This window comes from Achromobacter sp. SIMBA_011 (assembly GCF_046535435.1).
GTDB lineage: Bacteria > Pseudomonadota > Gammaproteobacteria > Burkholderiales > Burkholderiaceae_B > Achromobacter > Achromobacter dolens.
Window position 1 is genome coordinate 1 of sequence record NZ_JAWRWN010000694.1, and the last position, 261, is coordinate 261.

General features: G+C 65.9%; 1 protein-coding gene. It reads right to left on the reverse strand.

Annotated elements, in window-relative coordinates; genetic code table 11:
* A partial coding sequence (locus tag SB816_RS32725; RefSeq protein ID WP_410548342.1) for a sigma 54-interacting transcriptional regulator occupies positions 1-261 on the reverse strand: 261 nt, incomplete at both ends.

A 261-nucleotide genomic window follows, 5' to 3' on the forward strand; every position in this document is an offset into this window, starting at 1 on the left:
CCGGCGTCGTCGCACCGACCCGCAGCACCGCGCCGTCCTCGAGCACGCGCAGCAGCTTGACCTGCTGATACAACGGCAGATCGCCGACTTCGTCGAGGAACAGCGTGCCGCCCGCCGCCTGCTCGAAGTAGCCTTTATGCGCAACAACCGCACCCGTGAACGAGCCCTTCGCATGGCCGAAGAACAGCGATTCGAACAGGCCGTCGGGGATCGCGCCGCAGTTCACCGGCACGAATTCGCCGTGCCGGTAACGCGAATGCT